The following is a 17592-nucleotide window of genomic DNA, read 5'->3' as shown; positions in this document are numbered from 1 at the left end:
GCCCGAATCCCCGGCCGCCGATGTAAATGATGAGGTAGTACATCGCGTCGCGGGCACTCATGTCCATACGTGTCGTGAAAGATCCGGCATCTGCCTGCAACTTGCCGTTACTCCAAACTTTCCCCTTGCTAAAGCCGCGTGTCAGGGTTATGCCGTGACCTCCCTGACGCCCTCCGGGAGGGGTCAAAGGTAACGAAATTGCTGAAACTTTCTGTAAGGCCTTTCATCCCACCAGGCCCGCTGTTACCTTCCGGTCAAATCCCCTGAGCAAGGAGTGCGACACAGATGAGGCGAGTCCTCACGTCCGCGGTGGTCGCCGCGGCGCTGGCTTTGGCGGTCACCGCCTGTGGCAACGACTCAGGTAACGACTCGGGCGACGCGGGATCGGCGCCGGCCGGGAGCGCCGCTACCGCCGAGGTGTCCGGCACGGTCACCTGGTGGGATACCTCGGACGCCACGAACGAGGGTCCGGTCTTCCAGGAACTCATCAAGGACTTCGAGGCCAAGTACCCGAAGATCAAGGTCGAGTACGTCAACGTGCCGTTCGCGGACGCGCGGGACAAGTTCAAGACCGCCGCGCAGTCGGGATCGGGCGCCCCCGACGTGCTGCGCACCGACGTCGGCTGGGTCGCGGAGTTCGCCTCCCTCGGCTACCTCGCGCCGCTCGACGGCACCCCGGCGGTCGACAAGCCCGACGAGTTCCTGCCGGTCCCGGCCGCGAGCGGCAAATACGACGGAAAGACGTACGGCGTGCCGCAGGTGACCGACACCCTCGGCCTGCTGTACAACAAGGAACTGCTGAAGAAGGCGGGCCACGACGAGCCTCCGGCCACGATGGCCGACCTCAAGAAGGCGGCGCTCGACGTCAAGTCGAAGACCGGAGCGGGCGGGCTCGCCCTGAACGTGGACGCCTACTTCCTGCTCCCGTTCATCTACGGCGAGGGCGGCGACTTCGTCGACGTCCAGAACAAGAAGATCACGATCTCGTCCCCGCAGAGCGTGGCGGGAGTGAAGGTCGTCGAGGACCTGATCACGTCCGGCGCCGCCGTCAAGCCCGCGCTGCAGGACAGCTACACGAACGCGGAGACCGCGTTCAAGGACGGCAAGGTCGCGATGATCTTCAACGGCCCCTGGTCGAACGCCGACAACCTCGGTGGCAAGGTGTTCAAGGACAACCCGGACAACTTCGGCGTCGCCCCGGTCCCGGCCGGCTCGGCGAAGGCGGGCGCGCCGCTGGGCGGCCACGACTACACCGTCTACGCCGGCTCGAAGAACCTCGACGCGTCCTACCTGTTCGTCCAGTTCATGGACAGCGCGGAGGGCCAGGCGAAGGTCGCCGGCAAGCTCGGCCTGCTGCCGACCCGCCAGCCCGCCTACAGCGCGTCCGAGGCCACCGCGAACCCGAAGATCGCCCAGTGGCAGAAGCCCATGGAGTCGGCCGTCGAGCGCCCCTGGATCCCCGAGGCCGCCTCGCTGTTCCAGCCGCTGGTCGAGGGCTACCAGAAGCTCGCGGGCGGCCAGACGACCACCGAGCCCATGCTCAAGGACGTCGCCACCGCATACCAGGGCATCCTCAAGGGCTGGAGCCTGTAGGCGATGACGGCTGACGTCGTCACGACGAGAAGGGCCGCGCCCCGTAGCGGGGCGCGGCGCCTCCTGTCGCGTCACTGGTACGCCTGGGCGATGACGGCGCCGGTCGTCATCGTGACCCTGGTGCTGGTCGGCTATCCCCTCGCCCGCGGCGTGTACCTGTCGCTGACCGACGCGACCGAGGCCACCATGGGCCGCACGATCGGGATGAACGTCATCCCGTCCACCTACGAGTTCGTGGGCCTGCGGAACTACACCGCCATCCTCACCTCGGCCGAGTTCCTCGGCCGGCTCGGCTGGACGATCGTGTGGACGGTCGTGTGCGTCGCCCTGCACGTGGGCATCGGTCTCGGCCTGGCGCTGCTGCTCAACCGCCCGCTGCGGCTGAGGTCGCTCTACCGGATGCTGCTCGTGCTGCCCTGGGCGGTGCCGGCCTTCGTGTCCGCGTTCATCTGGCGCTACCTGCTGAACGGCGAGTTCGGGGTGGTCAACGCCATGCTGCGGGCCGCCGGGTTCGCCGGGATCGCCTGGCTCGACGACCCTTTCTGGGCCAAGGTCTCGGTGATCGCCTGCAACGTCTGGCTCGGCGTGCCGTTCATGATGCTCGCGCTCCTCGGCGGCCTGCAGTCCATCCCGCGCGAGCTGCACGAGGCGGCCGAGGTCGACGGCGCCGGCCCCTGGCAGCGGTTCCGGCACATCACGCTGCCGGGCCTGCGCCCGGTGTCGAGCACTGTGGTGCTGCTCGGCACGATCTGGACGTTCAACCAGTTCCCGGTCATCTTCCTGCTGACCAAGGGAGGACCGGGCGGCTCCACGGAGATCCTCGTGACGTACGCCTACCGCCAGGCGTTCGAGGGCATCAGGAACTACTCCGGCTCCGCCGCCTGGGGCCTGGTGATCCTCGCGCTGCTCGTCGTGCTCGCCACCGTCTACAAGCGCGCGCTGCGGCGGCAGGGGGAGGCATGGTGAACCCCGCCGCCCCCGAGCCGAGCCCAGCACCCGGCACCGCCCCCGCCCCCGCCGCCCCGGCGTCCGCTCCCGCCGGGACGTGGAGCCGCGAACGGCGCACCCCGGTCAGGTCGGTCGCCCTGCACCTCACGCTGATCGCGGCGAGCATCGTGTCGGTGTTCCCGGTCGCGTGGCTGGTGCTGACCTCGCTCAAGCCGAGGACCGTCATCGAGACCGCCTCGGTCGCGCCGGTCGACCACCCCACCCTCGCCAACTACGCCCAGGTCCTGGGGGAGACCCGGTTCCTGACCTGGGCCGCCAACTCCATGATCGTGTCGCTCATCACGGCCGCGCTCGGCGTACTGCTGTCGGCCACCACCGGCTACGCCGTCAGCCGGTTCCGCTTCCCGGGATTCCGCTCGGTGATGTGGATGCTGCTCATCACGCAGATGTTCCCGGTGGCGATCCTCATCGTGCCGATCTACAACCTGATGGCCGGGCTCGGGCTGATCAACCAGTTCCCGTCGCTTGTCGTCGCGTACCTCACCTCCACCGTGCCGTTCTGCGCGTGGATGATGAAGGGCTACTTCGACACGGTCCCCGTGTCGATCGACGAGGCGGGCCGGGTGGACGGCCTGACCCCCTTCGGCACGTTCTGGCGGCTGATCCTGCCGCTGGCCAAGCCCGGCCTCGCGGTGGCCGCGTTCTACTCGTTCCTCACCGCGTGGGCGGAGGTCGCGTACGCGACCGCGTTCATGACGGGCGACGACAAGTACACGCTCGCGGTCGGGCTGAGCCAGTTCGTCGGCCAGCACAAGGCGGAGTGGGGCCTGCTCACCGCCGCGTCGGTGCTGATCGCGATTCCGGCGGCCGCCGTGTTCCTGCTCGTCCAGCGTCACCTCGTCACCGGCCTGACGGCCGGCGCGACGAAGGCGTGACCCACCATGAGAATCGGGGGATCCCCATGACCGAACTCGCCGTCCAGCCGCCGGTGGTCACCACCCGGTGGTGGCGCGACGCGGTGATCTACCAGGTGTACGTCCGCAGCTTCGCGGACGGCAACGGCGACGGCGTCGGCGACCTGCTCGGCGTCCGCAGCCGCCTGGCGTACCTGTCCGACCTCGGCGTGGACGCGATCTGGCTGACGCCGTTCTATCCCTCGCCGATGGCCGACTTCGGCTACGACGTGGCCGACTACCGGGACGTCGACCCGATCTTCGGCTCGCTCGCCGACGCGCGGGCGCTGATCGAGGACGCCCACGGGCTGGGCCTGCGGATCATCGTGGACGTGGTGCCCAACCACACCTCCGACCGGCACCCCTGGTTCGAGGCGGCGCTGCGGGCCGCGCCGGGCGGTCCCGAGCGGGCGCGCTACATCTTCCGCGAGGGCAAGGGCGTCGCCGGCGAACTGCCGCCCAACGACTGGGAGTCGATCTTCGGCGGGCCCGCCTGGACCCGCGTCGGGGACGGGCAGTGGTACCTCCACCTGTTCGCCCCCGAGCAGCCCGACCTCAACTGGGAGCACCCGGAGGTGCACGAGGAGTTCGCCGACGTGCTGCGCTTCTGGCTCGACCTCGGGGTCGACGGCTTCCGGATCGACGTGGCGCACGGGATGGTCAAGGCCCCCGGCCTGCCCGACGTGGGAGCCGCCGGGCAGGCCGAGATGATCGGCGCCCAGGTCGTGCCGTTCTTCGACCAGGACGGCGTCCACGAGATCCACCGGGCCTGGCGGCGCATCCTCGACTCCTACGAGGGAGAGCGGATCGGCGTGGCGGAGGCCTGGGCGCCCTCGCCCGAGCGGCTGGCCAACTACGTCCGCCCGGACGAACTGCACCAGGCGTTCAACTTCCACTTCCTCCAGACCCCCTGGGACGCCGTGCGCTTCCGCGAGGTCATCGACGAGTCGGTGCGCACGTCGGCGCTGGTCGGTGCGCCGGCGACCTGGGTGCTGTCCAACCACGACGTCAAGCGGCACGTCACCCGGTACGGCGGCGGCGAGCGCGGCCTGCGCCGGGCGCGGGCGGCGGCGTTGCTGATGCTCGCGCTGCCCGGCTCCGCCTACGTCTACCAGGGGGAGGAGCTGGGCCTCCCCGAGGTCCTCGACCTGCCGGAGCGGTATCTCCAGGACCCCCAGCGGCTGCGCGACCCCGACAGCGGCCGGGACGGGTGCCGGGTGCCGCTGCCGTGGACCGACGCGGGCGAGCCGCCGTACGGGTTCAGCCCGCCGGGCATCACCGAGAGCTGGCTCCCGGTGCCGGCCGGCTGGCGCGACCTGTCGGTGGAGGCCCAGGTGCGGGATGGCGCGTCCATGCTCAGCCTCTACCGGGCCGCCCTCGCCCTCCGGCGGGAGCGCCCGGAGCTGGGCGACGGCACCCTGACCTGGCTCGACAGCCCGCCCGGCACCCTCGCGTTCCGGCGCGGCGACACCTTCGCCTGCGTCCTGAACATGACGCCCGAGTGGGTGGAGCTCCCGCACGACCACGCCGCGGCGTACGGCGGGCTGCTGCTGGCCAGCGGCGGGCCGGAGACCTCCGGCGGCGCGATCCGGCTGGCCCCCGACTCCGCCACCTGGTGGACCAGGGACAATGCCTAAAATGATGGTCATGCACAACACGCGCCTCGCTGACATCGCTGCTCAGGCCGGAGTCAGCGAGGCGACGGTGAGCCGCGTGCTCAACGGCAAGGCGGGGGTGGCCCCGGCCACCCGCCAGGCCGTGCTCACCGCCCTCGACCTGATGGGCTACGAGCGGCCCCAGCGGCTGCGCCGGCGCAGCAACGGCCTGGTCGGCCTGGTGATCCCCGAGCTCGGCAACCCGATCTTCCCGGCCTTCGCCCAGGCGATGGAGAAGTCGCTGATCCAGCACGGCTACACGCCGATCCTGTGCACCCAGGAGCCCGGCGGCGCACCCGAGGACGAGTTCACCGAGATGCTCCTCGACCGGGGCGTGTCCGGCATCGTCTTCGTCTCGGGACTGCACGCCGACACGAACGCCCGGATGGACCGCTACACCCGGCTCACCGACCGCGGGCTGCCGATCGTGCTGGTCGACGGGTACAGCGACGCCATCCCGGCGCCGTTCATCTCGCCGGACGACCGGCTCGCCGCCCGGCTCGCCGTACAGCACCTGGTGGACCTCGGGCACGAGCGGATCGGGCTCGCGCTGGGGCAGCGGCGCTTCGTCCCGGTCATCCGCAAGATCGAGGGCTTCGGGCAGGCGATGGCCCAGCTCCTCGGCCTGACCGACGTCGAGGACCTCGTGCAGCACTCGCTGTTCTCGGTCGAGGGCGGGCAGGCCGCGGCGGGGGCCCTGATCGACCGGGGCTGCACCGGCATCTTCTGCGCCAGCGACCTGATGGCCCTCGGCGCGATCCGCGCCGCCCGCGAGCGCGGGCTGTCGGTGCCGGGGGACGTGTCGGTCGTCGGGTTCGACGACTCGCCGCTGATGGCGTTCACCGACCCGCCGCTGACGACCGTGCGCAAGCCGATCGGCGCCATGGCGGCGGCCGCGGTGCAGACGCTCCTGGAGGAGATCGGCGGCACCCCCGCCAAGCACGTCGAGCTGGTCTACCAGCCCGAGCTCGTCGTCCGCGGCTCCACCAGCTCCGGCCCTCTCGTCAACCGCTGACCCCCGCCGTGATCGCGCGTCCGGGGGCGTTTTCTGAAGACAAGGGTGGGTGCGGGGCAGCCGCGCGGAATGCGATCTGTCCGGGCGCACGGCGGCGGGGTATGCGTACACGCCTCCCGTGTGCTAGGTTAGACCCAGTTGCAGTTGTGGTACCCATGATGAACTTGTGTGCACCTGACAGTATGTAGCGTCAGGTGCATTTTTGTTTGCCGGTCTACTCCGGGTGTGGGCCTATCGCGGCAACGCGGAATTCGTGACAATGCGGATTTCGGCTCCACCTACCAAGAGGAGATCAACATGGCTTCTGGCACCGTGAAGTGGTTCAACGCGGAAAAGGGCTTCGGCTTCATCGAGCAGGACGGCGGCGGCGCCGACGTCTTCGCGCACTACTCCAACATCGTCTCTCAGGGCGGTTACCGCGAGCTGCGCGAGGGCCAGAAGGTGGCCTTCGACGTCACCCAGGGCCAGAAGGGCCCTCAGGCCGAGAACATCGTCGCCGCCTGACAAGGTAGCGTCACGTATCAGGGCTCGCACCTTCACGGGTGCGAGCCCTGATTCGTTTCCGGCCGCCGCATCGCCGCCACCCGGGAATCGGGCGGCACGGATTGCCGATCACGGCCGCGCGGCTTCTCCGGCCGGGCGGCCGCGCGCGTCGTTGACGCGCAGCGCCTCGGCGAGCTGGTCTTCCAAGATGATGATCCGGCAGGCGGCTTCCACGGGAGTGCCCTGATCGACGAGTTCCCGGGCGCGCGCGGCCAGCCGCAGCTGATAGCGGGAGTAGCGGCGATGGCCGCCGCCGGAGCGTTTCGGCTCGATCAGTTTCGCGGCGCCCAGAGCCCGCAGGAACGCGGGGCTGACACCGAGCATCTCCGCGGCCGTGCCCATGCTGTACGCGGGGTAGTCCTCATCGTCGAACCGATCCTCGAAACGGTCTTCGGCCCTTGATCCAGCCCCGGACCCGGCCGTGTCCGCGATCCTGCCGTGAGCGAGCGTGTCACCCTCGGCAGCCGAGCGAGGTTGATCCATATATTCCTTTCATCACGCGTAGACAGGGGCCCCGGCACCTGTTGTGCCGGGGCCCGAAGAGTTCAACACCATCCACCGGCCGTATCCAGCCGACTTACTGTTTTCCGCGTCCGCCGTACAGACCGGCGGTGACGCGGGGATCGCGGATGCGTGACCGTAGACCACCTTCTTTCCGTGGAACTGCGGTACCCGAGCGGCGAGACTCAGCCGGCAACGGGCGATCCTTCGATGGCGTCAGCACTCCTTTCATCTCTTTTTTCCGGACCGCTGTCCGGTTACATCTGCGGCCTTCACCTGCGGCAGCGCGTCGACGATCAGGGCTGATCATGCCGCCCGTCACGCCCGACCTTCTGCCATCAACTCTCGACTTCATCCTGCTCCGGGCAGTTCCTCGTGATGCTGATCCTTCCGCTGCCCGGCCGAACCGTTCCTTGCGATGCGAGAAACAGTAGCCCCAGTGGGCACGAATGTCTACTGCGGCGAACACAGGTTTTTGGTTCCGGGCGTGGCAGCCCTTCCGCCGGCTCTGGTGATCTGGCAGCGTCGTACCGCCCTGATTCCGCGCCACGACCGTCCGGAGCCGACGTGACCCCTGATGACGACGGCGGCGGCGTCGTCGCCGACCGCCCGCTCGACGTCCTCGTCGTCGGCGGCGCCGGCGTCGACACCACCGTCTACGTGCCTGAGCTTCCCCTGCCGTACGCCGACACCTACACCGTGCCGCCCGTCGTGGACCGGATCGGCAACACCGGGGCCGGGGTGGCGCTCGGCTGCCGCGCGCTCGGCCTGCGGGTGACGCTCGTCGACCTCATCGGCGACGACCCCCAGGGCGCGCTGATCCGCGACCACCTCACCGCCCGGGGCGTGGACTTCCGCCACGCGGTCACGGCGGCGGGCACCCGGCGCAGCATGCTGCTCGTCGGCCCCGACGGGCGGCGCACCTCGCTGTTCGACCCCCGGGCGGTGCCCGGGGAGCGGCTGCCCCGGGACCTCTACCTGCCCGCTCTCCGCGCGGCGCGGCACGTCCACGTGTCGATCACCGACTTCTCCCGGCACGTGTACGCCGACGTCCCCGGGGGCACGACGACCTCGACCGACCTGCACGACTGGGACGGGGAGGCCGGGCACCACCGCGACTTCGCCCTCTCCTCCGACCTCGTCTTCCTGTCCGCCGCCAGGCTCGGCGAGCGGCGCGAGGCGGTCATGCGGTCGATCGCGGAGCGGGGCCGCGCGTCGCTGGTCGTCTGCACCGACGGCGCGGCGGGCTGCCACGTGCTGGCCTCGGGCGGCCTGCGGCACTTCCCGGCCGCGCCGCTCCCCGCGCCGGTCGCCGACACCAACGGCGCCGGCGACGCGTTCGTCTCGGGCTTCCTGTACGGCCGCCTGGACGGCCGGTCCCTGGAGGAGTGCGTACGACTGGGCGCCGTGGCGGGGGCGCACGCGTGCACGGTTCCGGGCACCCACGAGGACCCGATCCGCCTGGACGCGCTGCTGAGCGCCTGAGGACGCGCTGCTACGTACACTCGCCGACACCAAGGTGACCGGCGATTTCGTGGCGGAGCTTACCGACCGGCGCCTGGAACCCGCCGACCTGCCGACTGCCCAACGCCGGACACTCGCCCGTTCCGGCGGCAGCGCGGCTGGACATCCCGGCGCTTGATGCCGGCGGGGGCTGATCGCGAACACGGTGGCGGCGATGCTGTGGGCGTGGAGTACGTGTCCAGAGTGCCGCGACCGCCGCTGGACGGGCTGATCGACGACCTTTACTACCTGGAGGGTGCGCCGCCGTACGTCCGGCTGACGCTGCCGCCGATGCCGGCGGCGTTGCTCATCGTCAACCTCGGGGCACCGTTCCGCATCCGCGCAGGCACCGACATCGAGACGGCCGAGTACGCCGACGGCTGCGTGGTCACCATGCCCACCCGCGCGTTGGAGTTCGGCTACCCACTCCGGACCCGGTCCGTTGGCGTGCACTTCAGGCCGTGGGGCCGGCGCCGTTCCTGCCGATGCCCGCGGCCGAGCTGTGTGACCGGCCGGTGACGGTGGAGCAGGTTTGGGGCCGGCCTGCCATTGCCGAGCTGCGCGACCGGCTGGCCACGGCGGACGGACCCCACGAGATGCTGACGCTGCTCGAGGAGGAGCTGATGCGACGGCTGTGCGAGACTGCCGGCCTGGGGCTGGTCCGCCATACGAGCAGCGTCATCGCGGAGACCAGCGGGGCGGTGGCGATCGGCGACCTGAGCGTGGCTGCCGGTGTCAGCAGCACTCATCTGGCACAGCGGTTCAAGGAGCTCATCGGCGTCACGCCGAAGCGGCTGGCCCGCACCTACCGCTTCGCCGCCTACGACTACACCCGGGCGTACTGGGACCAGATCGGAGTCACCATCGTCGGCCGCCACGTCTTCGACCTGAACGGCTGGGACGGAAAGCCTCCGAGCGGGATCGACCATGTGGTCGTCGTGACGCACCGGCCGATGCCCGGGGGCTGGGACCCCGAGGCGCCGTTTCACTTCGTCGACGGCGTCGAGGCAGCCGTGGCCAAGGCGCAGGAGCTTGCGGGTGACCGCTTGATCGAGGTCGCCGCTGGCGACGTCGGTGGCAAGGTTCTTGCCGCGGGCCTGATCGACGAGGTGCGCATGGACGTCGTACCCGTCGTGTTCGGGTCCGGCAAGCGCTACTGCGGGTCGGTCCACGCGCAGCACCTGTTGGAGGATCCTGACGTGGCGATTCAGGGCAACCGAGTGCTTCACCTGCGCTATCGGGTGCGCCGTTGACCGATGTGAGCGGGTACGCGAAGAAGTCCACTGCGAACGGTTACACAAGATCGGGCCTCCGGCTGCGTTTGCGCATCGCTGTCCCTGGTCGGGCAGCCGACGCCGATCCGGGGTTGGGGGAACTTCGGAACGAAACCGGCGCTAAGCACTGTCGCGGATTCGGCGTGTTTTGATCCGAGAGTTGTGCTGTATGAACCGTGAGCTGCCAGCGGAGGTCGCGGCGACTGTGGCCCCCGACCTGACTGACCTCTACTACTGGGTCTTCGGCGAAACCCACAACGGCAAGAACGGCGTCGGGCACTCCCTCCTACCCCGCCTCGGCGGTCCGCCCCACCAGCCAGGTGGAGCTGTACCGCGCGCTGTCCGCCCCTGTCCTCCACGAAGTGAAGAGCCCCCTGATGGATGGAGTTCTCCCTATTGCCATGTGGCGTCGGCTTCCGCCTCGTGGAGGTGTTCCTCACCAGCCGGGACAAGCCGTGGTGCGCGACCTGAGGTAGCGCAGACCGGCCGCGTCAGCGGTGGCCCTCCTCCGGGTCGGTGCCCGGGGCGACTACGACCGGTGGCCCTTCGCGGTGGGTGCGTGCCCCGACGAGCAGGGCGATCGCCGCGGAATCCGGCGCATGGCCCTGCACCAGCGCGTAGCGGCGCTTCAAGCCGGCGATATCACCGGCGTCGAACAACTCCCCGCACGGGCCGCAGGCGTAGAACCGGTCGCCGGACAGCACACCGACGCTGGTGAGCTGAGGATGGACGATCTCGAACTCCTTCACGCAGAAGTACATCGTGGCGGTCTCTTTGGCGCAGAATCCACAGATCGAGCCGCTTCGCCCGGCGCGCCCGACATCGATGACGCGGTCCCCGGCCTGCGGCTGCCAGGCGCGGGTGCCGAAGGGGATCGGCGGGCCCTCCTCGTGAGGGCCGCTCATACGGTGCCTCCGGCAAGGACGCCGGGCAGCGACGGGCGGGGGACGGTGCCCACGGCGCCGTGCTGCCCGGCGGTGTGAGCGCGGAGCATCTTGTGGAGGTTCTCCGGGCTGAAGGTGGTCGGGTCGTGCAATGCCGTCTCCGTTCCCGCGCAGCTACGTGGACAGCTCATCGTAGGGGCGGGATCGGGGGTGGGGTGGCGGTTGCGGGTGGACGTCCCACCATTGCGCAGGAAAGACGCCGCCCCTGTGGACGACCACGGTACGAACTCAGTGCGAACCCTTCTGGAATACCTGAAGCATACTAGGTAGCCTTGCGGTATGACTGCTGACATGACCACCATCAAGGTGCCCAAGCCCCTGCGCGATCGGATCAGCGCGATCGCGGACGAGCGCGGGCGCGGAACCACTCTCTCCCAGGTCCTCGCCGATCTGGTCAAGCGGTACGAGAGCGACGAGACCCGTGCCCGGCAGGCGGCCCAGCAGGTCCATGACGAGGTGAAGGCGGATCAGGAGCGCATGGAGCGCGCTCGTGCGCGGGCCGCTCAGCACGCCGCGTATCTGAGCGAGCGGGGCCGGTGACAGCGCTCGGATTCGTCCTCGACGACACTGTCCTCACCGAGTTGGGCCGCGCCGATCAGGAAGTGCACGCACTCCTGATGGCGTACGACGAATACCACCTTCGTATGACGGTCCCGGCCCTTACGCTGGCGGTAGCCGAAGCGGTGCTGACGCCGGATCAGAGGCTCCTGCTCTCGGGCACGCGGAAGATCCTTTCGCATGTCCGGATCGCGTTCATAGCCGACGAAGAAGAAAGCACGCGGCTTGCCGACGTGCTCACCTATCAGGGTGGTGCGCCGGACATGGGGGCGGCACATGCGGTCGCGGTCGCCCAGCATCTCGACTGGCCGATCCTGACGATGAGCATGAAACGCTGGGAGCCGATCGCGGCGCTTCTGCCCTACTCCCTCGACCTGTATGAGGTCAAGGATCCCGACTGACAGGGACCCGCGACCGAAAGGGCGCCCAGCGTGTGAGCTGCGGTCTTCACGGAGCGATGCGCGGATGTCTTCAGGAGTCCGCCGCTACCCCTGCGCCGGCGCACCAGGCGGCGGTTGCGGGGGAGCCGTGGCAGGCGGCGCGCGTGGACGGGTCGTGGGATGCGAGGTGGCGGCGTCGGACGTCTTTGTCGGACCCTCCGGGCACGATGGCCGCATGACTGAAGCGCCCCCGATCGACGCGATCGCCGATGGGACCGCCTACGCCGAGGCGGTCCAGCTGGCGGCCGACGCAGCCGCGGCCTACTACGGTGACGGCACCTCCCCGCTGGACGATGACGCCTACGACCGGCTCGTGCGGGGCATCGCCGCCTATGAGAAGGCCCACCCCGGCCAGGTGCTGGAGGCCTCGCCGACGGGCAAGGTCGCCGGAGTCGTGGGTGATGTCCCGCACACCGTGCCCATGCTCAGCCTGGACAACGTGTTCGGGCCCGAGGAGCTGGCCGGCTGGGCCGCCTCGCTGGAGCGCCGGCTCGGCCGTCCGGTGACCGCGTGGTCCGTGGAGCCGAAGCTGGACGGGCTGGCGGTCGCCGCCCGCTACCGTCACGGCCGCCTCGTCCAGTTGGTCACCCGCGGCGACGGGAGCGCGGGCGAGGACGTCTCACACGCGATCGGCACGATCGCCGGCCTCCCCGGGCGGCTGGCCGACCCGGTCACTGTGGAGCTGCGTGGCGAGGTGATGATGACCGCCGCGCAGTTCGAGGAGGCGTGCGCGAAACGGCAGGCGCATGACGGGACCACGTTCGCGAACCCGCGCAGTGCTGCCGCGGGCACGCTGAGGGCGCAGGACCGGGCGTACGTGTGCGAGCTGACGTTCTTCGGGTACGGTGCGCTGCCGCTGCCCGACGACACCTCCGGCCTCGCCACGCGGCTCCGGGAGTCGCCGCACAGCCAGGTGATGGTCTGGGTCGCCGGGCAGGGTGCGCGGACCACGGCCGGGACCGCGGTGGCCGGGATCGTCGCGACGACTGTGGAGCAGGTGCAGCGGCGGGTGGAGGAGATCGCGGCCGCGCGGCCGGAGCTGCCGTTCGGGATCGACGGCATCGTGATCAAGGCGGATGACGCGGCGGATCAGGCGCAGGCCGGGTTCGGCTCCCGGGCGCCGCGGTGGGCGATCGCGTACAAGCTGCCCGCAGTACAGAAGATCACGAAGCTGCTCAGGGTGGAGTGGAACACCGGCCGGACCGGGGTGATCGCCCCGCGGGCGGTTCTGGAGCCGGTGGAGCTGGACGGCTCCGTCGTGACGTACGCCACGCTGCACAACCCCGCCGACATCGAGCGCCGTGGGCTGATGCTGAGGGACAGCGTCGTCGTCTACAAGGCCGGCGACGTGATCCCGCGGGTGGAGTCACCGGTGGTGCACCTGCGCACCGGCGACGAGCAGCCCATCGTGTTCCCGGAGGTGTGCCCGGCCTGCGGTGGTGAGATCGACACCTCGCAGGAGCGGTGGAGGTGCGTGCGAGGCCGGAGCTGCCGCGCGATCGCCTCGATCCGGTACGCGGTCGGCCGCGACCAGCTGGACGTGGAAGGGCTGGCCGACAACCGGGTCCAGCAGATGCTGGACGCCGGGCTGATCGCCGACTTCGGCGACCTGTTCTTCCTCACGCACGAGCAGCTGCTGGGCCTGGAGCGGATGGGGGAGGTGTCCACCGACAACCTCCTGGCCGCCGTCGACAGGGCCAGGACCAGGCCGCTGAGCCGGGTGTTCTGCGCGCTCGGTGTCCGGGGGACGGGGCGCTCGATGAGCCGCCGCATCGCCCGGCACTTCGGCACGATGGAGGCCATCCGTGCGGCCGGCGCCGAGGCGTTTCAGAAGGTGGACGGCATCGGCCCGGAGAAGGCGCCCGTGATCGTCGCTGACCTGGCCGAGCTGAGCGACCTCATCGACAAGCTCGTCCACGCCGGGGTGAACATGGTCGAGCCCGATGTGGCGGCGCCCGCCGGTGATGAGGGCGGCATGACCACCCCGGCGCCGGGCGAGGGCGAGCCGGGTGCGCTGCCGCTGACCGGGATGACGGTCGTGGTCACGGGCACGATGAGCGGGCAGCTGGCAGCGCTGTCCCGCAACCAGATGAACGAGCTCATCGAACAGGCCGGAGGCCGGGCGTCCTCCAGCGTCTCGGCGAAGACCTCGCTGGTCGTCGCAGGAGACAACGCGGGGTCCAAGCGGGCGAAGGCCGAATCCCTCGGTGTGCGGATCGCTTCCCCCGGGGAGTTTGCCGACATGGTCGCGCAGCTGTTGTAGGAGACCCTGTTCGTCCGCCGGCTCTCCACGACTCGAGCCCGGATCACCGCATGATGACCGAACTCCTCAGCGTGACGATCGAGGAACATCTGCTCGAGTACGCCGACGCTGAGATGCAAGCTGGTCGGGCCTGGTCGGTGTCGGCGGTGATGAACACAGCAGTACGTGCCCCAGCGGCGAATGCACCGGTGAGATGCGCTGACCCAGATCGGCATGTCGATCACCGCCCGGCAGTGCGAACAGGTGTCCCGGCTGATCAATCGATGGAGCACCGGCCAGTCCGGGCAGGTTGAGCAGTGGCCACTCGAGGAATGCCGGCGGTCACCAGGAGCGAGCCGCCATCCGCAGTTGATCGTTTCAGTGGTGGCTCGCTAGGGTTGGGCACCTTTGTTCGAATCTTCAGATCCTGTCCGCTCGTGCCCGAGGGTGTTCCCGTGCGCCGTTACCGTTTCGGCAGAATCGCCACGCTGTTCGTCACCGTCTATGTGGCCGTGGTCATCGTTGCCGGCGTCCGCGCGCTGGCCACCGCCGACCCCGCGCTGCTGCGCGAGATCGTCACCGGGGGATGGGACAGCGACTTCGTGCCCTACGCCTGGTGGGTGGAACTCCTCATGGTCGCGGGCGGAGTCCTGCAAGGCTGGGCCTACTGGCAGATACTCCGCGGGCGGCCGACCGGCGCGGCGGCGGTCAACGAAAGGCCGGTCCAGCTCCTACGAGCGGCCCTGTACCTCAGCGTCGCCTACACGCTGCTGTACCGGCTTCCGATCCCGTACCAGTGGTGGCTCGGTCTGCCCCTCGACCTGCTCCAGATCACCGTCGTCGGGCTGTTCTTCACGGTCCTGGCCGGCGTCCTGCCTCGATGGCTGCGGCTGCTCGGGCTTGCTGCGGGGCTGGCGAACTCCGCCATGAGCATGGCCTCCACCGTCGCCTACGGCCTCGGCCAGGACTCCGTCCTGCAGTTCGTCTCCCCGTACCAGCTCGGCAACGCCGTCTACCTGCTGTGGCTGGTGCCCGTCCTGGCCGGCCAGGCCAGGGATCCGCGCTGGACCCGGGGCACCGTACGGATGGGCACGGCCTCGGCCCTGCTGTCACTGCTGTCGCCGGGAGGCCTGTACATCATCTCGTTCGGCGGTGGGGACATCGACTACAGGCTGGTACTGGTCATGGTTCTGGGCGTCCTGAGCGTACTCGGGACGGCGTGGCAGGCCCGCTCCGCCCATGACCTGGGCGTCGTGGCGCCCGTACCGTCCCCAGCGTCTCCGGTCCAGATCGCTCCCGCGCGAGCGTGGCCCCTGGCCGCCGTGGCCGTGGTGCTCCCGCTGATCCCGGCGGCCGTGAACCTCGCGGCGGGCATGCCCGCGTGGATCGGCCCCCGGGGCGCGGTCGACGACCTCTTCCATGGGAACGTGAGCTACCCGGCGACCGTGCTCTGGGTCGCCCTGGACCTGCTCATCGGGGTCGGCGCTCCGGCCGTACTGATCCTGATCGCAGTCATGCGCAGGACCAGGCGGCTGCTACGTGTCACGATGCTGACCCTGACCCTCGCCGCAGCGGCGGGCATCGTCACCGCCCTCACGACGACCTCCGAGGCGGACTGGCAGCGCACACCCGAGATGACCGAGCAGCGGCTGGCCCTGTACCCGGGCGGACTGTTCGACCGGAACGACAAGGGCGACATCCTCTTCGGGATCTCCCCGATGTGGTACAGCGCCGCGCTCGCCGCCTCCGCCCTCGTCCTGTTTCTGCTGTACCGTTTCCCGCCTGCCGCCCGATCGCGCCACCACGTGCTCGTGACGGCGCTGGCCGCCTCCATGGCCCTGTGCTTCCTGCCCGTGGCCGACCAGGCACGTGGTCCGTTCACCACGGCCGAGGACTGCTCGCCTCCCGAACCCCGGGAGATGAACGGCGAGCCCGTGGCACCCCCCAAACCGACCGGCCCACGCGCCTTCATCTGCGCCGTGCGCCAGCAGAACGCTCTTCCGTTCGCCGCCACCGCGCCCGACCAGGTACTGCTCGACCACGGCCGTCGCCTGTGCGCCGCCTACACCCGCAACGATCCGCGCGAGCTGGCCCACATGAGGGAGGCGGAAGGACTGAACGTCCGCGACCTGAGCGGGGTACTCGCCGGAATCTGCCCGGCCGCGAACGCGGAGATCGCGGCGGCCGAGGCTGCCGAGGAGCGTGAATTCAACGAGTTCATGGCCGAGGAACAGCGCAAATGCGACGCCACGCCGCGTCACCGCCCTCTCATCAGACCCGCCAAGGCGATCCGCCTCAAGGAGCCGGAGTGGCCGGAGGCGGGGCTGGAGCTGTACGACGAATTCCCCGCTGAGGGCAGGAGCACGACCTCCGGCCCGGTCACCGCCGGGCCCGGCCACGTGATGGTGAGCACGTATTCCGACTTCCACGTCTGCGTCACTCTGGAGACCTACACCCGCCGCCCGCCGGTCGAGACCAAAGGCTGGGACTACGTCGTCGAGGTCGGCTACGCCAATCAGGGCGGCGAGATGAGGTTCATGGACGGCCTGAGCGGCACCGTACTGCCGGACCTGTCGCTCAACGGCCGCAAGGGGCACTACCGCATCCGCCTGCACCTGGCCTGGTTCCCGTGGAAGGGCGAGGAGAAGGGCACCCAGCGGCTGCTGATCATCGCGTACCCCGGGCCGGGTGACAAGATCGTCACCTACCGCAGACCACCGAAGCAACGTTGACGAAGTCGGCGCGATGGGCATGCGGGGGGCGCCATCCCTGGCCGGCCCGCCTCAGGAGAGGACCAGTGTGCGCCGGTTCGCCGATGATGACGGGAGCGAGGTCCGCTCCGTCTCGTGGACGATCCGGGGGCACCGCTCAGGCTGGTGTTCGATGTTCCCTGGCTGCAGCCGTTTCCCCGTCGCGCACTCTCGGCCGGCCCCCGACCGACCGTGAGCGGGCCGTGCGCCAGGCGTTTCGCGAGGCCGGGCTCCGGCTCAAGGAGCGGCCTGACTTCCGCGGCTGGCTGTGGGTTCATTTCGTGTCGGATGCCGGTCTGTTCTCGCAGGGCCTGCGGGTGGGTTCCCTGTCCAAGCTGGTCGGCGCGACGGGCGACCTGCGCGAGGGGCTGCTGGCCGGCCGTGAGCTTCTGCCGCTCCTCGAGGCGCGCGGCGTTGAGCTGCGACGTCACCGGGGCGGTATGCTGCTCTTCCGTGCGCCCACGTGGCTGACGGCTCCCGCGCTCGCCTGGCTGACCGCTCATGTCGCGCTCCTGCGCGTGAGTTTGGCGGCGCACTCCGACCCCGAGGCCGAGGAACCGCGTGAGGTCTGCCGGGACACCCTGGCCGAAGCACGACGGTTGGGCATCTCCGTACCGCGACTGGAAGCGGCGGAACCGTACTTCGCCCGAGAGGGCACGAGTCGAACCTGAAT

At 69.8% G+C, this 17592-nt stretch carries 17 protein-coding genes; 14 read left to right on the top strand and 3 right to left on the bottom strand.

All coding sequences use genetic code 11. The features are described 5' to 3' along the window. Positions 1 to 285 precede the first annotated feature (285 nt). The 6 genes from OG344_RS26775 to OG344_RS26750 all read left to right on the top strand — a co-directional run bounded on the left by OG344_RS26775 (position 286) and on the right by OG344_RS26750 (position 6668). Entirely contained in the window at positions 286 to 1593 is a 1308-nt protein-coding gene (locus OG344_RS26775; protein ID WP_405085461.1) for an extracellular solute-binding protein, read from the top strand. A gap of 3 nt (positions 1594 to 1596) precedes the next feature. After that, the gene (locus tag OG344_RS26770) at positions 1597 to 2559 is read left to right on the top strand and encodes a carbohydrate ABC transporter permease (RefSeq protein WP_405085460.1); all 963 of its coding nucleotides are present in this window, start codon (positions 1597 to 1599) and stop codon (positions 2557 to 2559) included. Beyond that, positions 2553 to 3476, top strand: a complete 924-nt coding sequence (locus OG344_RS26765) for a sugar ABC transporter permease (RefSeq protein WP_405085459.1) — start codon at positions 2553 to 2555, stop codon at positions 3474 to 3476. Before OG344_RS26770 ends, OG344_RS26765 begins: the two co-directional genes overlap by 7 nt. Before the next feature lie 26 nt (positions 3477 to 3502). Next, the gene (locus OG344_RS26760) at positions 3503 to 5131 is read left to right on the top strand and encodes a glycoside hydrolase family 13 protein (protein ID WP_405085458.1); all 1629 of its coding nucleotides are present in this window, start codon (positions 3503 to 3505) and stop codon (positions 5129 to 5131) included. Between the two features lie 10 nt (positions 5132 to 5141). Next, a complete protein-coding gene (locus tag OG344_RS26755; RefSeq protein ID WP_405085457.1) occupies positions 5142 to 6164 on the top strand; it encodes a LacI family DNA-binding transcriptional regulator in 1023 nt (340 codons plus the stop codon). A 297-nt stretch (positions 6165 to 6461) separates the two neighbouring features. Then, complete coding sequence (locus OG344_RS26750) at positions 6462 to 6668, top strand: cold-shock protein (RefSeq protein WP_061253952.1); 207 nt, start codon at positions 6462 to 6464, stop codon at positions 6666 to 6668. A gap of 108 nt (positions 6669 to 6776) precedes the next feature. On the opposite strand, the gene OG344_RS26745 is transcribed toward OG344_RS26750, so the two are convergent. Continuing rightward, entirely contained in the window at positions 6777 to 7190 is a 414-nt protein-coding gene (locus OG344_RS26745) for a helix-turn-helix domain-containing protein (protein WP_405085456.1), read from the bottom strand. 585 nt (positions 7191 to 7775) lie between these two features. On the opposite strand from OG344_RS26745, the gene OG344_RS26740 reads away from it, so the two are divergent. From OG344_RS26740 to OG344_RS26730, 3 genes are all read left to right on the top strand, one after another. Then, positions 7776 to 8693, top strand: coding sequence for a carbohydrate kinase family protein (locus OG344_RS26740; RefSeq protein ID WP_405085455.1), 918 nt, complete (start codon positions 7776 to 7778; stop codon positions 8691 to 8693). A gap of 204 nt (positions 8694 to 8897) precedes the next feature. Then, entirely contained in the window at positions 8898 to 9230 is a 333-nt protein-coding gene (locus OG344_RS26735; RefSeq protein ID WP_405085454.1) for a hypothetical protein, read from the top strand. Then, entirely contained in the window at positions 9173 to 9964 is a 792-nt protein-coding gene (locus OG344_RS26730; RefSeq protein ID WP_405085453.1) for a hypothetical protein, read from the top strand. Before OG344_RS26735 ends, OG344_RS26730 begins: the two co-directional genes overlap by 58 nt. A gap of 512 nt (positions 9965 to 10476) precedes the next feature. On the opposite strand, the gene OG344_RS26725 is transcribed toward OG344_RS26730, so the two are convergent. Beyond that, positions 10477 to 10890 carry a hypothetical protein gene (locus OG344_RS26725; protein ID WP_327046030.1) on the bottom strand — a complete coding sequence of 138 codons (414 nt, stop codon included), beginning with the start codon at positions 10888 to 10890 and terminating at the stop codon, positions 10477 to 10479. Further along, positions 10887 to 11021 (bottom strand): hypothetical protein, encoded by a 135-nt coding sequence (locus tag OG344_RS26720; protein WP_405085452.1) that lies wholly within the window; start codon positions 11019 to 11021, stop codon positions 10887 to 10889. The genes OG344_RS26725 and OG344_RS26720 overlap by 4 nt, the downstream gene beginning before the upstream one ends. Positions 11022 to 11208: 187 nt before the next feature. On the opposite strand from OG344_RS26720, the gene OG344_RS26715 reads away from it, so the two are divergent. The 5 genes from OG344_RS26715 to OG344_RS26695 all read left to right on the top strand — a co-directional run bounded on the left by OG344_RS26715 (position 11209) and on the right by OG344_RS26695 (position 17590). Further along, on the top strand, positions 11209 to 11469 hold the full coding sequence (locus tag OG344_RS26715) for a hypothetical protein (protein WP_327046028.1): 261 nt from the start codon (positions 11209 to 11211) through the stop codon (positions 11467 to 11469). Continuing rightward, the gene (locus OG344_RS26710) at positions 11466 to 11888 is read left to right on the top strand and encodes a hypothetical protein (protein WP_405085451.1); all 423 of its coding nucleotides are present in this window, start codon (positions 11466 to 11468) and stop codon (positions 11886 to 11888) included. The genes OG344_RS26715 and OG344_RS26710 overlap by 4 nt, the downstream gene beginning before the upstream one ends. A 214-nt stretch (positions 11889 to 12102) precedes the next feature. Further along, complete coding sequence (ligA, locus tag OG344_RS26705; protein ID WP_405085450.1) at positions 12103 to 14190, top strand: NAD-dependent DNA ligase LigA; 2088 nt, start codon at positions 12103 to 12105, stop codon at positions 14188 to 14190. Between the two features lie 434 nt (positions 14191 to 14624). Beyond that, positions 14625 to 16901 (top strand): hypothetical protein, encoded by a 2277-nt coding sequence (locus OG344_RS26700; protein ID WP_405085449.1) that lies wholly within the window; start codon positions 14625 to 14627, stop codon positions 16899 to 16901. 221 nt (positions 16902 to 17122) lie between these two features. Further along, complete coding sequence (locus OG344_RS26695; RefSeq protein WP_405085448.1) at positions 17123 to 17590, top strand: hypothetical protein; 468 nt, start codon at positions 17123 to 17125, stop codon at positions 17588 to 17590. Positions 17591 to 17592 lie beyond the last annotated feature (2 nt).

Source organism: Microbispora sp. NBC_01389 (assembly GCF_045040095.1).
GTDB lineage: Bacteria > Actinomycetota > Actinomycetes > Streptosporangiales > Streptosporangiaceae > Microbispora.
The sequence above is the reverse complement of the archived record's forward strand: the minus strand, read 5'-3'. Positions and strand labels throughout refer to the sequence as shown.